The sequence below is a fragment of the Achromobacter semiaridum genome (genome assembly GCF_053543755.1).
This window is the reverse complement of sequence record NZ_JBLVOL010000018.1, coordinates 48,836-61,967: the sequence shown is the minus strand read 5'-3', so window position 1 is coordinate 61,967 and position 13,132 is coordinate 48,836. Positions and strand designations below refer to the sequence as shown.

General features: G+C 62.7%; 15 protein-coding genes. 4 read left to right on the top strand and 11 right to left on the bottom strand.

The annotated features are described in order from the left end of the window. Positions 1–25 precede the first annotated feature (25 nt). Genes ACNPP0_RS05685 through ACNPP0_RS05665 form a run of 5 tightly spaced genes read right to left on the bottom strand, consistent with a single transcriptional unit; the run spans position 26 to position 6,843 of the window. Positions 26–610, bottom strand: coding sequence for a glycerol-3-phosphate responsive antiterminator (locus ACNPP0_RS05685; RefSeq protein WP_332608653.1), 585 nt, complete (start codon positions 608–610; stop codon positions 26–28). A gap of 2 nt (positions 611–612) precedes the next feature. Beyond that, positions 613–2,175 carry an FAD-binding oxidoreductase gene (locus tag ACNPP0_RS05680; protein WP_448705250.1) on the bottom strand — a complete coding sequence of 521 codons (1,563 nt, stop codon included), beginning with the start codon at positions 2,173–2,175 and terminating at the stop codon, positions 613–615. Continuing rightward, positions 2,172–3,851, bottom strand: a complete 1,680-nt coding sequence (locus ACNPP0_RS05675) for a glycerol-3-phosphate dehydrogenase/oxidase (protein ID WP_448705249.1) — start codon at positions 3,849–3,851, stop codon at positions 2,172–2,174. Before ACNPP0_RS05675 ends, ACNPP0_RS05680 begins: the two co-directional genes overlap by 4 nt. After that, positions 3,848–5,389, bottom strand: coding sequence for an FGGY family carbohydrate kinase (locus tag ACNPP0_RS05670; protein WP_448705248.1), 1,542 nt, complete (start codon positions 5,387–5,389; stop codon positions 3,848–3,850). The genes ACNPP0_RS05675 and ACNPP0_RS05670 overlap by 4 nt, the downstream gene beginning before the upstream one ends. After that, positions 5,386–6,843 (bottom strand): MFS transporter, encoded by a 1,458-nt coding sequence (locus tag ACNPP0_RS05665; protein WP_448705247.1) that lies wholly within the window; start codon positions 6,841–6,843, stop codon positions 5,386–5,388. The genes ACNPP0_RS05670 and ACNPP0_RS05665 overlap by 4 nt, the downstream gene beginning before the upstream one ends. Positions 6,844–7,346: 503 nt before the next feature. Here ACNPP0_RS05665 and ACNPP0_RS05660 point away from each other — a divergent pair. From ACNPP0_RS05660 to ACNPP0_RS05645, 4 genes are all read left to right on the top strand, one after another. Beyond that, on the top strand, positions 7,347–7,583 hold the full coding sequence (locus ACNPP0_RS05660) for a toluene tolerance protein (protein ID WP_332608658.1): 237 nt from the start codon (positions 7,347–7,349) through the stop codon (positions 7,581–7,583). A gap of 546 nt (positions 7,584–8,129) precedes the next feature. Then, a complete protein-coding gene (locus ACNPP0_RS05655) occupies positions 8,130–8,795 on the top strand; it encodes an SOS response-associated peptidase (protein ID WP_448705246.1) in 666 nt (221 codons plus the stop codon). A gap of 55 nt (positions 8,796–8,850) precedes the next feature. Then, positions 8,851–9,159, top strand: coding sequence for a hypothetical protein (locus tag ACNPP0_RS05650; protein WP_448705245.1), 309 nt, complete (start codon positions 8,851–8,853; stop codon positions 9,157–9,159). Continuing rightward, on the top strand, positions 9,132–9,518 hold the full coding sequence (locus ACNPP0_RS05645; RefSeq protein WP_448705244.1) for a CrpP-related protein: 387 nt from the start codon (positions 9,132–9,134) through the stop codon (positions 9,516–9,518). Before ACNPP0_RS05650 ends, ACNPP0_RS05645 begins: the two co-directional genes overlap by 28 nt. Here the strand turns inward: ACNPP0_RS05645 and ACNPP0_RS05640 are convergent. The 6 genes from ACNPP0_RS05640 to ACNPP0_RS05615 all read right to left on the bottom strand — a co-directional run. Beyond that, positions 9,471–9,734: a DNA-3-methyladenine glycosylase gene (locus tag ACNPP0_RS05640; protein ID WP_448705243.1), complete on the bottom strand. Its 264-nt coding sequence runs from the start codon at positions 9,732–9,734 to the stop codon at positions 9,471–9,473. The two genes, ACNPP0_RS05645 and ACNPP0_RS05640, sit on opposite strands and share 48 nt — an antisense overlap. 485 nt (positions 9,735–10,219) lie before the next feature. After that, complete coding sequence (locus tag ACNPP0_RS29745; protein ID WP_527892291.1) at positions 10,220–10,465, bottom strand: hypothetical protein; 246 nt, start codon at positions 10,463–10,465, stop codon at positions 10,220–10,222. Positions 10,466–10,711: 246 nt separating this feature from the next. Continuing rightward, positions 10,712–11,188, bottom strand: a complete 477-nt coding sequence (locus ACNPP0_RS05630) for a hypothetical protein (RefSeq protein ID WP_411266436.1) — start codon at positions 11,186–11,188, stop codon at positions 10,712–10,714. 2 nt (positions 11,189–11,190) lie between these two features. Then, positions 11,191–11,634, bottom strand: a complete 444-nt coding sequence (locus ACNPP0_RS05625; RefSeq protein ID WP_104145103.1) for a hypothetical protein — start codon at positions 11,632–11,634, stop codon at positions 11,191–11,193. A 96-nt stretch (positions 11,635–11,730) separates the two neighbouring features. Beyond that, positions 11,731–12,156 (bottom strand): hypothetical protein, encoded by a 426-nt coding sequence (locus ACNPP0_RS05620; RefSeq protein WP_314359027.1) that lies wholly within the window; start codon positions 12,154–12,156, stop codon positions 11,731–11,733. Further along, the coding region (locus ACNPP0_RS05615; protein WP_448705241.1) for a hypothetical protein at positions 12,153–13,132 on the bottom strand (980 nt) is incomplete at its 5' end. The genes ACNPP0_RS05620 and ACNPP0_RS05615, both read right to left, overlap by 4 nt.

Here is a 13,132-nt window from a genome sequence, read left to right as displayed (position 1 = left end):
CCGGTAGGCTGCATGACCCGTTTTTTCAGCTCTTGAGCTGCCGGCCCTCCAGGCTCCACAACTGTGGATCGCTGGTCGACACCCCTACCGCGCCATGCTTCATCGCCGACGCGATATCCGCCTGGTTGCAGACAAAGCCCGACGCCACGATGGGCGGCAGGGCTTTGAGGTCTTGGGCGGCCATGTGCGCCAGCATCGGCGCAGGCATCAATTGCACCAGGTTGGGGTCGCTTTGTTCCAGCGCCTTGACGCTGCGCGGCCAGGTGGAACGGTCGGTCACGAACACCTTTTGCATCGTGACCATACCCGCCCGGTTGGCGCGCTGAATGGTAGCCACGCGGGTTGAAACCAGGCTGGCCACACCGATGTCGGCCAGGTATTCCACCCCGCCCTTGTCCTGCGACAGGCCTTCGCAGCTGTCGATATTGACGATTGCGAATTTGCCCGCGCGGTTCAGGGTGGCGATGACCGGCGCCAGCTTGCGCAATTCAACGTTGGCCACGATGCCGATCTCGGCCACGCTGCCCACGAACGTGTTGATTTGCTCAAGCCCATAAAGCGTCGCAATGACCGGATGACGCGCCAGGCATGCCCCAAATGACCTATCCATGGTTATCGACTTTCCTGACCGTAATGGCGTTGATCGCTCAAGCCCAGCTTGCCGGGATTAAGTATGTTCTGCGGGTCCAGCTGGCGCTTGACCGCAAGCAGCACGTTGAAAGCGCTACCCAACGATTCCTGCATGTAAGGCGCCCGCAGCAGGCCCACGCCGTGATGATGGCTGAGCGCCGCATTGTATTTAATCAGCACGGCGTTGGCCGCATCCCATGCGGCGCGATACCACTGGGCGCGCCGCTCCACCTCGACGTCGCCACGCAGCGAAAAATACAGGCAGGCCCCGTCGACGTAAGCATGCGACTGGTGCGCGGAGCCCGCCAGCGTGCCGGGCACCGCGTTCACCGCCGCCACCACCTCGCTGTAAATGGCGGACAGGTCGCTCCAGCGGCCCGACATCTCAAGCGTGTCCGCCACGAAGCCCGGGCTGCGCTTGAAGCCCTCTGCGCTTTTGCCGGTCAGATAGCGCGTTTCCAGCCAGCGTTCAAAGATGGCATCGCCGTCCAGCTTTTCGCCCAGTTCTACGCAGACGCCTTCGCTGATCTGCATGACGGCGTCCACGATCTGGCGCGCGCCCTCGTCTGCCACCAGCAGCACGTTCAGGTCGGGTCGATTGAACTGCACCCCGCTTTCCAGCTCGTCATACAGGCGCAAGGCGGCAGGGTTGGCGCCGCGCTGCATGATCTCGCGGCACGCGTCCAGGCCGATGGCAAACGTTTTGAAACCGTACGCGATGGCGCGGCCATAGTCAGGCAAGCGATGCAGCTTGAGTCGCAACCGCACGATTACGCCCAGCGTGCCTTCAGAGCCGATGAACAGCTGCTGCAGGTCCGAGCCCACCGCCGCGCGGGAATAGCCGCCCACCGTGATCAGGCTGCCGTCGGCCAGCACGACGTCCATGCCGAACACCATGTCTTCGATCTTGCCGTAGCGCGTGGACAGCTGCCCTGCCCCCCGGCAAGCCGCCCAGCCTCCCACCGTGCTGATGCCGAACGACGACGGCCAATGGCCCATCGTCAGCCCGTATTCATTCTGGATGGTCTGTTCAAAGACGTCGCCGAACATGCCCGCTTCGACTTCCACGATCTGGCTTTCGCGGTCCACGCCGATCAGCCTGTTCAACTGGCATACGTCCAGCACGATGCCACCGCGCACGGGCAAGGCGGCCCCCGTGACATTGCTGCGCCCCGCCGACACCGTGACCGGGATGGCCTCGGCGTTGGCGCAACGCATGACCGCCTGCACCTGCTGCACCGACGACACCGTCACGATCACCGCCTGCGGCGTCGCGGGCTTGCCGCCGGTTTCGGACACCATGGACCCTGCCCACCAATCGCGCGTCCAGGCCACGACGTCGGCCATGGCCGTCATGACGTTGTCGGCGACATGCCGCAGGGCATCGACCTGCGCTTCGGTGACGCGCACGGGGTCGCTTTGCAGGCCGGGTTCGGTGCCGGCGCCTGCGTCCGTCAAGGTGGCGGCATAGGCAGGCGGCGTGTGTGCGCCCACGACGTAATTACCACGGTTGTAGCCGCGCTTGATGGCTTCTTTGCTGATCATTGTTCGTCTCCCATGAGTATGGATTTTTCGTGCTTGATGGCAGCCAGGTAGTCGTTCACCTGCTGCGCGATGGTGGCGGGCGGCAAACCGAGTTCCGCCTGCAAGATCTGTCCGACACGGCCGGCGGCAAGCGCGGACGCGTCGCGCGCCATCAGGCGCGTGCGCATGCGCCTGGCCAACACGTCTTCAACGGTGCCGGCCATTTCGTGACGCACCGCGTAAAGCACCTCGGCTTCGGTATAGGGCAAGCCGTCGACAATCGGCGTCACCATAGCCGGCGACGCCTGCATCAAGTCGCTGACAAAACGCGCCTCGGTGCCATAGCGTTCACCCAGATGCGCCGACAGGCCGCCAGAGGCCACGATGGCTTGCGGGTCGTAGCCGGCGGCGCCCAGCAGATAGGCCTTCTTGGTCTGGCAGGCATTGCGCTGCCCCAGCACCTGTTGCGCGGCGTCAATGGTCTGTTCCGCCATATGCCGCGACGTGGTCAGTTTGCCGCCCACGATCGTCACCAGCCCGTCGCCGGACACGCGAATTTCGTGGTTGCGCTTGATCTCCAGCGTTTTGCCCCCGGGCGGCGCCACCAGCGGGCGACAGCCGGCGATGCTGCCCACCACGTCTTCGGCTTGCAGATCGGTTTTGAGCGCCGAGCGCGCGCCTTCCAGCAGGAAGTCCAGTTCGCGCCGCGTGCAGTACACGTCGTCCAGGTTTCCTTCGTAGTCTTCGTCGGTGGTACCCAGGTATGACACGTCGCCCCAGCGCGTGATCGTGGCGCGACGGCTGCGACCCGGCACGGGAATGGTCACCGTGCAGTCGTTGCGGATCTTTATCCAGGGCACCGCCACGTGCACCCCCTTGGCCGGGCGCACATGCAGGACGGGTTCATCGCCCTTTTTCGCGCCGGTCCAGTCGCGTAGCCAAACGCCCGTCGCCATGATGACGACCCGGGCGCGCGCGCGGATTTCTTTGTTATCCGCGTGGATGATCGCGCCATCCACCTTGCCGTGCGTGTCACGCGTGACCTCGACCGCCTTGGCATGATTGGCCACCGCCGCGCCGTGAAAGGCGGCGGTGCGCGCCACCGTCAGCGTCAGGCGCGCATCGTCAACGCGGGCGTCGTAATACAGGAAACCGCCCAGCAGGCCGTCTTCCTTGAACGTCGGGCAATGCGACAGCACTTCGGCCGCCGTCAGCTTCTGGTGCAGGATGCCTTCGCGCCATCCGCCGGCCACGTCATACGTCCACAGCAGGCTTTCAAACGCCTTGGACAAGCGCTTGTCGAACACCCCGTCGCGTTCCAGGATGGGAAAAAGAAACGGCAGCCGCTGCACCAGATGCCGCGCGTTGCGCCGCAGCCGTTGGCGTTCATGCAGGGAATGCCGCACCAAACCCAGGTTGCCCTGTTCGATATAGCGCAAGCCCCCATGCACCATCTTCGAGGATTTGGACGAGGTGCCCGAGGCAAAATCATCCTTTTCGATCAACGCCACGCGATAGCCGCGCAAGGCGGCGTCCAGCGCGGCATAGGCGCCGGTGATGCCGCCCCCCACGATCAGGATGTCGAACTGCTCGCTGCCCAAGCGATCCAGCTGTTCGTGCCGGTTCAGGCGCAGGGGTTCGGTGCTGGTCATGTCGGCCCGGTCCTTCCTGGGCTTTCTGGATAGCCACCCGATCATTTGTGCAATGCCTCCTGGTTGTCTTGCTTGAACTGTTTGACGTGGCCCAATTCCGAGCCCACTCGGGCGTGCCACAGGGCGCGGCGGCGGCGGCGTTCGTCGGCGTCAACGGCAGGCTGAAACACGGCGTCGGTCACGATGGTTTTGCACGCCTCGTGCAATGAAGGCCACAACAGGCCGGACGAGCCCGCCAGGTACGCGATGCCGCGCAGGCTGGCGCGGTCGGCCTCCTGCATGCGGCGTATGGGAATGCCGATCAAGTCCGCTTGAATCTGCAATAAGGGGTTGCTGCGCGACAGGCCACCGCCCACGACCAGTTCGGACACGCGCACGCCGGACGCCTGCTCGTCCGCTTCGATGCAGCTGGCGACGGAATGCGCAATGCCTTCCAGAATGGCGTAGGCCACTTCGGCCTGCGTCGTGGCCATCGATACGCCCGTCAACGACGCGCGGGCCGCGGCTTCCATCCGGGGCACGCGCAGCCCGGTCAAGGCCGGCACGAAGGTCACGCCGTTCGACGCGTTCACCGTTTCGGCCAACGCGCTGATCTCGTGCGCGTCCTTGAACCACTTGAGCTTTTCGCACACCCAGTTCAATGCCGATCCGGTCGTTGCCACAAAAGTCTCAACCGCGAAGTGCGACACGCCTGACTGCCGCCGGGCCGTCATCGTCAACGACCCGTCGGACATGCCGGCTTCCAAGGGAGTTTCGGCGCCGATGACCAGGTCCACGAAGCTGCCCGTGCCATGCACGCACATCGCTTGCCCACGGTCCAGGCAACCCAGGCCGATGGCGCCCGCGTGCTGGTCGCCGGCAGACGCCAGGATCGGCACGTCGATACCCAAAAGCGCCGGGCGCGTCCGTCCGAAATCATCCGCGTCCTGACGCAGAGTCGGCAGCAGCTCGTGCGGAAAGCCAAGCTCCTGCACCCATTCCAGGTAGTAGCGATGGTCTGCAAGCACATAGGCGCCGGCGGAGGTGGCGTTCGTGGGCGTAGTCACGCATTCGCGCCGCTGTGAAAAATGCCACAGCAACCACGTGTCCACGGTGCCGAACGCCAAGCGCTTCTCTTGCCAAGCCCGGGCAACAAGCGGCGAATCGCGCAGATGGCGCGCCGCCCATAGATACAACGAGCGCACCCCCACCGGCCGACCCACGCGCTCTCGCAGCCGGGCGTCCCATTCCGGCGCCAATTGGTCCAGTTCGTCGACGAAGCGCGTGTCCTGCCAGACCATGGCCGGCACCAGCGCGCGCCCTGTCTGCGTGTCCCACAGCACGGCCGTGGCACGTTGTGTGGCCAGCGCCAGCGCAACGATCTCCTGCCCCTCGGCGATCGCTTGGGCGATGGCATCCCGGCAGACCTGGACGGTGCGGTCGAGGATATCGTTGGCGTCCTGCTCCACAACACCTGGCCGGGGCGAGTCAACATGCAGCGCCACGTATTGCAGGCAAGACACATGGCCGTCCCGTGACACCGTGGCCGCCCGCGTGCCGGACGTGCCCTCGTCTATGGCCAGAATCACTTTGTTGTTCGTCATCGCGAGGCTTTCCCAATGGCGGGGTCCAGGGCAGGCAGCACGGCGTCGTCCTTGAACTGGGGCGCGTCGGCTTCGTTGTCCGGATTGATGGTGGTGCGGGTGGGGTCCCACTTGATCACGAAGCAGATGATGCTGGCGATCAGCGGCACAATCGAGAGAATCAGGAAGGTCTTTTCAAGGCCATAGTTTTCGCGGAACAGCGGAAACACCAGCAGTCCGATCGCGGCGCCCGTGGAACCGAGCGCGCCGATGATGCCGTTGGCGCCCGCGCGCAGTTCACTGCGGAACGACAGCGACGACAGGCTCTTGCCGTTGGCACCCGGTCCGCCCGAATGGAACAGGATGAACAGCGACGGCACCACGACGGCCAGCCACAGCGGCATCTTGCCGTGGAAGGTACCAAGGATCAGCAGCATCAGAAACACCGCGGCAAAGCCGAATGCCGATGCGCGACGCAGGCCCAGCTTGCGGCCGATGTACGGCGACAGAAACCCGCCGAAAATGCCGAACACGTTGAACACCAACGCGCCGATGGTGGCGAAGACAAAGTCCTTGCCAAACAGCGCGGCGCTGATCAAGGGCAGGTACCAGCCCACGGCGAAGTACTGGATCGACTGGCCGATCTGGACCGTTGCCGCCAGGATCGTGCGCGGCAGGTAAACGCCGCGAAAGATCAACAACACGTTGGCAATGCCGCGCTTGGCCTGGTTGACCACCGGCACACGCTCGTTCATCGGCGCCGCCGCGAAGGGCTGCCCGTAGATGCGCGTCATGGCGCGCGCCGCCTGCTCGACACGCTCTTTGCGGGCCAGCCAGATCGGGCTTTCGACCATATAGCGCATTTGCAGCAGCAGGATCACGACCGCGAAGACGGCGGTGGCCGCGACCGAGTAACGCCAGATCGAATCGCCCACATCCCACGAGAAAAACAACAGGGCCAGCAGCAGGTTCGTGCACACGGCCGTGTACCACATGCCCTGCCAGGTATTGAGGCGGCTTTTGAATTTAAGCGGGGTGAATTCGGCCAGGACGGCCATCGCGATGGCGAAGTCGATCCCGTAGGCAGCACCTACGAAAAACCGGCCGACCAGAATGACTTCGAAGCTGGGCGCAAACATCACCAGCAACGCGCCGATGACAGCCAGGAATTTTGCGATGACCAAGGGCCGGATCCGGCCCCAACGATCCGCCATCCAGCCGCCGATGGGATTGAACGCAATGGCCACCCACGCGGCAAACGAGGTCATCAGCGCGACTTGACCGGCCGCAAGGCCCAGGTCGCGCGTCATGGGACCCAGGCCCGCGCTTAGCGCGGAGTTGGCAAACGCATCCAGGAACAGTCCACCCAGGGCCAGCCACCAGATCAGGCCTGCCCGCCCGGTGATACCGGGCCGTGAATCGATAAAAGCGATGACATCGTCGATGCCACGTATTTTTACGGTCGATGATTGCACAGTCGTCTCCTCTTGGAATTATTTCTGTAAGAGGTCGACGCAAACTGCGCGCAATAAAAGACCACCCTACAGATGGTCTTTTATCTAAATCTGTGCGGTGACTTTATGGGCTGGGCAAAGGGGTGTCAAGCCTTGCGGGCATCAGGATAAACCCTGTTCCGCGCGGCATATCGGCTTTGCTTGATGCAGGTGCATAGAAAGTATCCAAAGCTGCCGGAAAGTATATGGAACGCGGGGTTTTTATATCTTTTTCTTCTTATTTTTCAATGACTTGCAATAAATATTTAAGCTGTCAAACTACGCCCGCTCTTTGATCTTGGCGTCACCCTGCGGGCCGAACGATTCCCGGCCGCGCTCCATTCCCGAATAACAAAAACACATCATGGCGCAACGTGGCATACACACGCGCCATGCGGGCGCACGCGTGCTCCACCACGCGGGCGCAGGTCTTTGCCCAACACCCACCTCCCTCGCAACCACATCGTTTCACCAAGGAGAAACCCATGCGCTTAATCACCGACCAAGAACTCAGCAATATGTCGACGGAAAACAAGCGTCGGCGCCATCAGGAACTGGACAAGAAATTGTTGGTAGCCGCCGACCGTGGCTGGGCATGCGTGCCACGCATTGAAGCCAGCCGCGCCAAAGTCCATGCCGCCATCCTGATGGACGTAGAACTGGGCCGCGATGTCGAACCCAGAACCGAAAAGCGTCGCGACCGTATCAAGGTCAAGAACTGATAGCTGATTGAACGCCGCCGTTGGTGCAGCCAGTTAGCTAACTAACCGGGGTATCAACGGCGCTGGCGCGTGGCCATGCAAAGCGTGCAAAGGATGGGGCCAAGATGGGGCTGAAAGACTGCAAATTCTAATTATTATCGGCAGTCAGCCGGCGCCTACCTTTCCCTTTCACTTTCCTTTTCGCTTTCTCTTTCTCTTTCTCTTTCCCACTAAGCCGTTGATGCAAAAGCCCTTGTGGGCCAACAACGTGGCCCTGGATGCCATCAATGTGGCCCGGGAGGCCATCAATGTGGCCCGGGAGGCCGGCAACGGCTTTCAGTTGTATGGTGCGAAGGAGGGGACTCGAAAAGCTAGCATTGGCGCGGCTTCCCGGGGATTTTGGGGCCAATTTGGGGCCACTCGATCAAACTTCGGCGGGCACAATTCCCAGTCCCCTAGCGATTCCCCAGTCGGTCAGCATCGCTCGCCAATGACGCCGTAGCGTGGCCATCCATTTTAGCGGCATGGGGCAACCTCATATACTGGGCGTTCAATAGCGAGGGTTCTATGTGCAGCCACTACCAGACGCTGAAAGACGCCGAATTGCTGCTCAAGAAATTTGGAGTGCGCGAGAAGCCGCCCGCCGTTGGCAAGTACGAAATGTGGCCCAGGTATCAAGGCGTATTCGTGCGCCGCCCCGTGGAGCATGACGCGGGAGACGACGCTGTGCCGGAGCGGGAAGCAGTGGCTGGCCGCTGGGGTCTCATCAGCGCCATGACGAAGCTCGATGGGTTGGACAAAGCTGGCAAGCTCTCTACGTTCAACGCCCGCAGCGAGACCGCGCCCAAGTCCTTCACCTTTGGCAACGCATGGCGTCGCGCCCAACACTGCATCATCCCGGCGGATGCCATCTTCGAACCCGACTGGCGGTCGGGGTCGGCCGTGCCCACGCGGTTCACGCGGGCTGACGGCGCGCCACTCGGCATCGCGGGCCTTTGGGACCGGTGGCGCGATGCTGCCGGCCAGTGGCAAGAGAGCTACACCATGCTGACCATCAATGCTGACGATGACCCGCTATTCCGCGACTACCACCAGTCGGGCAAGGAAAAGCGCATGGTCGTCATCCTGCCGGAAGGCGCGTACGGCGACTGGCTGACCGCGCCGGCCGCTGCCACCCGGGATTTTCTCCTCCCCTTCCCCTCGGACAAGCTCGTCGCCACGCCGATAAAGTGACCCCGTTTTTTGCTGCAATATACTGTGTTTTTATCCAGTCTTTAGGCAGCAAACGATGCTCTGTACCGTCACACGCACCCATTGTCTGGGCGAAAAGCGCCCCGACCGCGATCCCGGCCCCACCATCACCGGCACCGTACGCATGTACTCGATGATGCGCGATGACTTGAAGCGGTACATCCGCGTCATGACGATGGACAGCCTCCAGACGTTTGGCGCATCGCGAAAGGGCGCGATCCCGGATCTGGTCCAACCCGAGCTGCTGACCTTCGGATCTGATCGCGGCATGATGGTCTGCGGCTTTGAAGAGATCGATGGAAAGCGCTACTACCAGGGATGGTGGATGCAATGGATCGACGGCTGACCCTTCCATACTCCGCCAGTAGTGCCGCAACACTATTGCAAGCGACGCACGGGCAACGGCATACTGACCTCCCATTGACCATACTTTTGGAGGGTTCAGCAATGCACTGCGATCACATCCAGAAGCTCGGCGCGAAAGCCGCCCGCGAAGGATTGACCTTGTGGGACTGCCCGTACTTACGCGCTGCCGAAATGCCGGGACATACCGGAGAACGGATCTCGGATTGGGTACTGAAGATCGAGGCATGGGAAGCAGGGTTCCGAAAGCATGTGCGGGCCCGGTCCCCCACGGTGCGAGGCCGAGTTCGCGCTCTAGTCGCCGCGAACCGAAGTTCTGCGGTAGTCCTCCGCACGGGCTAGCGTGCGGTAGAACATGGAGCCCACATTGACGAGCCTGGTGCACTCATCAACGCTCAGCCTGTCGCTGATTTCCACAAGGCAGTTGGCGTATTCGGTAAGCACTTGCGCCCAATCATCGAAATTTTGACCGGGGGCAGCGTGGGCGATCATTTTGGCGAGAAGTTCATCACGTAGCATGATGGGACCTTTGATTTGCGAGCCGATGCGTTGCAGCAATCGGTATGCCCACCCGCCATTCAGCGCCCCTCTACGGGGCGCTTTCTATTGCCTGGAGTTTCGCGGCTTTTGTCCATAGGCAGATTGGGGGATACGCCCAGTCCTTCCCTGCATGCTACGAATGAAGTGCCACGGGAAAGCGCTGACCGCCGGCACATTACATCGATCCCGATGCGGACGCGCAGGCTACAGGAGGGGCAATTTATGGCTTCCGGCTCCCGATTGTCCGACGTTATCGTCAAACTGCCTGATCGGTCCACATGTCGAGTGGAACGACGCCTGGTCATAAAACGCTGTCCCGACGCGGCACCAGTGCACCAGTACGTCTGTACCCTCGCGACCGGCGAAACGGTCGTTTGGCTCGGCGGCGGAAAATACCGAATGCCGAGCGGCGCTATGGCCGTCGCGGTCGCGCACAAGCGTCCCGAGATCGAAAAATAACCTCTACCGGGCGCCGCGCACAACGTCGTAGGCGCGTTCGCACATCAGTCCGGCGATACGGGCGCGGTCTGCAATTCCCGCAAGCTCCGCAGCTCGGTCGCTAAGCCTGCCGAACATGTGGGCGAGCAGATCGACGGCGTCGCCCCCTGCCGGGCTTCGCTCGGCAGCGGCGGGATCTCGACCCGCTGCGGCGTGAGCCAACGAGGAGACGCGGGCGCGCAGCCGGTCGCGCTCAGAACGAACGCCAGCAGCATCAGCAGCTGCGGCCGCGGCTTGTTCTTGGGCATCATCACGGGCTTTCTCCACGGCGGCGGTCTGCCGCCTTTCCTCTTTCCGAACTTCCTCTACGGCCACCAGGGCGGCCCTGGCCTGCGCATCACGTTCTTGGGCATGCTCGGACGCCATCTTCCATTCGGCTGCGTCAGCCTTCCATCCCCGGACGGTCCACGCCGCGCCGCCAACGACCAGCGCGCTGGCCAGAGCCGCCGTGGCGTAACCTTTCCACCCGGCCACGGCGGCCCACTTAGACGAAGCACTCATGACTGGATCTCGGCTACAGCCCGCGCGTACAGCGCCGGCCACGTGGTCGGATGCGGTTTGCCGGGCCTCCACGTGCGCAGATACAACGCCCACGCGTCCTCCATGTCTCCTACGGCGGGCAGTCGCGCCGCGTCCGTCCAGAGCAGCAGGCGCGCGAAGACGGCCGCCAACACGTCGTCGTTTTCGAGTCGTCCGTACACCGCCGTCGCGGCAGGCGACACGTCACGCGCCTCGCACACCTGGCGCGCCAGCGCCGCACTGGCCGCGTGCGTGAGCACGCCGCGCACGCCGCCGCCCTGCTCAAACTGCCAGAAGCCGCGCGCCGGACCGTCGATCTGGCGACGGTGCTGAAAGCGGCTTTCCTGCAGACCGATTGCCAGCAGCATCACGCGCGCCGCCGCAGTGTCCATCTTCGACGGCAAGCGCGCGAGCGCCGGCTTGATTGCGACCTCCATAACTGTCTTCATATCCACAATCACCCCTCCCCACCAGGCCGCACGCCCAGAATCTTCGCGCGGGCCTCGGCCACCCATTCAAGCAGGCCCTTCCGCCGCATGCTTGCCATCCATCGCATGTACGCCCCCAATACCCACCACGCCGGAAGCCCAGCGAGCAGCATGCTCGGCCCCAACACGTAGAACTTCGCCAGCAGCGCGTCATCACTGCCCGCGCCGTGCTGCGCCAGCCAGATCATGGCGTCCATCAGCCCCGGTTTCCACGCGATCACCGCGCCGGCCAACGCCGGCCCAAACATGAACGAGCATGCGACGGTCGAAATCGTTCGGACGGTGAACTCCCGCGCCGACCGTGGCGGCATGATCAGCAGGCCAAGCATGGCCGCCAACGCCGCCGGCACGCCATACGCCATTGCGACCTTCAAGGCAGCGAGGCCTCCCAGCCCCGTAGTACCTGGTTCCATAGTTGCACTGCTCCTGTAGACGGTGCGCATGATTGCCTCCCGTTTGAACAAAAAAAAGCCCGCCAAGATGGCGGGCGTATGCGAGCCGCTGCGTTCCTATTCGACCTGCGCGGCTTCGATAAACATGTCATCCGCCTGAGCCGGCGATAGCCCCAGATGCGAGATGGCGTCCAGCGTGCTTTCGCTGTTCCGTAGCACGGTCGCGGCCATGAGCCAAGCCAGCCGGCGCGGATCGTCTACGGGCAGGGCATCGAAATAGGCATCGGTCCGGGCAAGCAACCCATGCCGCGCCAGAACAACGCAGCACTGATACTTGGTCACAGACTCTGGGACGACCGGAGACGCGGGCGCACTGGGAACGTGTGCGTCGACCAACGACAGGACTGCCGCGCGTTCGCCTTCGCTCATACCTTCGCCAAAAATCACCGACCCGTCAGGACGCCAAGAAAAAGGCTTACCAATCAGACCGGCATTTGCCAATTCATCAGGAAAGCTCGGGCCAATCTTGATTTCGTCGCTCATATCATCGCTCGCGCAACAAGGTTCTGCCGAAAAGTGCCGCTGTTGGCGGTGACGTATCCAAACGGGGCAACTGAATAATTCCCATCGGAGGGTGCAACGAACGAATCCGACACCCCGGAAGCAATCTGAGATCCTGGGGTCGGCGCTGAGTATCCATACCCACCGAAGTCCGTCGTGCCGCCGACCTGGATTTTCAGGTACATCCCTGCGGCCCCCGACACGCTATACACCACGCCGGTCGCGTCGAACTCGATTTCCTCACCCGCCCAACATGCTGTGAGCAGTCCGGCGGTAAGTTGTACGTATGAGGTTGAAGCTGTCAGGCTGGGGCTGTTGAGTTCCCGCACACTGCGACGACGGCGGTTGAACCAGGACATAACACGGTGATCCGTCGCCGTGTACTGAAAAGTGTTCGTGCCCGTGGTGGATGCCCAGCCCACCAACGTATAGGCCGGGTCTCCGGTCAGAATTTCGACCCCATCGGTATGTGTACTGTGGGGATTGGAACCCGCTGCCCGTGCTTCCAATGCAATGCCGCCAGATCCATCATCCTTGGCGTAAAAGTAGTAGGCCGTACCCGCCGCCGTGCTGGCATTGGTGATGCTGACGCCGCTAGGCTGAATGCGGTATTGGCGGCCGTTGATTACGACCCCGTTACCGCTTTCAGGAACCAGTCTCAACGTGGTGGTGTTGACATACACGAAGCGGCATTGGCCGTGGTCTGCCTTTTGCACTACGTAACGGTCGCCGCGCCATTCCATCGCCCCTTGCGCCGCAACAAAAATCGGCCCCGCGTCGGCGGTCGGGATGTTGCCGGGCGGGAATACGGGTAGGCCCATCCCCTGAGCAGCAAGTTGCGCGTAGTGCCTGGCAGAAAATTCCCCACCGCTGACCGGCGAACCCGTCTTGGACGCCCACTGGGCCGCCAAATTCGCTGCGGTATCAGCCCCCGCCTTCGCCGATGCTGCGGCGTCAG

Bases quoted from the DNA above. Each gene is read 5' to 3' on its own strand.
- ACNPP0_RS05685 (WP_332608653.1), bottom strand. From the start codon at position 610: ATGGATAGGTCATTTGGGGCATGCCTGGCGCGTCATCCGGTCATTGCG.
- ACNPP0_RS05680 (WP_448705250.1), bottom strand. From the start codon at position 2,175: ATGATCAGCAAAGAAGCCATCAAGCGCGGCTACAACCGTGGTAATTAC.
- ACNPP0_RS05675 (WP_448705249.1), bottom strand. From the start codon at position 3,851: ATGATCGGGTGGCTATCCAGAAAGCCCAGGAAGGACCGGGCCGACATG.
- ACNPP0_RS05670 (WP_448705248.1), bottom strand. From the start codon at position 5,389: ATGACGAACAACAAAGTGATTCTGGCCATAGACGAGGGCACGTCCGGC.
- ACNPP0_RS05660 (WP_332608658.1), top strand. From the start codon at position 7,347: ATGCGCTTAATCACCGACCAAGAACTCAGCAATATGTCGACGGAAAAC.
- ACNPP0_RS05655 (WP_448705246.1), top strand. From the start codon at position 8,130: ATGTGCAGCCACTACCAGACGCTGAAAGACGCCGAATTGCTGCTCAAG.
- ACNPP0_RS05650 (WP_448705245.1), top strand. From the start codon at position 8,851: ATGCTCTGTACCGTCACACGCACCCATTGTCTGGGCGAAAAGCGCCCC.
- ACNPP0_RS05645 (WP_448705244.1), top strand. From the start codon at position 9,132: ATGGTGGATGCAATGGATCGACGGCTGACCCTTCCATACTCCGCCAGT.
- ACNPP0_RS29745 (WP_527892291.1), bottom strand. From the start codon at position 10,465: ATGATGCCCAAGAACAAGCCGCGGCCGCAGCTGCTGATGCTGCTGGCG.
- ACNPP0_RS05625 (WP_104145103.1), bottom strand. From the start codon at position 11,634: ATGGAACCAGGTACTACGGGGCTGGGAGGCCTCGCTGCCTTGAAGGTC.
- ACNPP0_RS05620 (WP_314359027.1), bottom strand. From the start codon at position 12,156: ATGAGCGACGAAATCAAGATTGGCCCGAGCTTTCCTGATGAATTGGCA.